We start from the raw sequence: 292 nt of genomic DNA, 5'->3' as shown, positions 1-292 counted from the left end.
CATAACTCACTTCGCGCCTGGGGCGCTGCGTTCGGACAAATGCGGCGAGTCAGTTGACGAAGCCTGCGTGTCCTTCGGCACGCAGGCCACCCCAGGCGCTGCGCGCCTCGGCGCATCCTGAAGGGGGTGGGGAGACGGGCCATCGCTGCGCTCGGCCCAACGGGGGCATCACCGCTGTGGGCCTATGCATCGGCAGGACGGCTGCGCCGCCCGGGAGTCGGCGTCGCTGCGCAGCAGCAGCCGACCCCTCTGGCCCCTCGGCTGCGACGAGGAGCGCAGGGCGAGGGGCGCG

Source organism: Acidovorax lacteus, assembly GCF_039540375.1.
Taxonomy (GTDB): Bacteria; Pseudomonadota; Gammaproteobacteria; order Burkholderiales; family Burkholderiaceae_C; genus Acidovorax_G; species Acidovorax_G lacteus.
Note: the sequence above shows the minus strand (reverse complement) of the source record.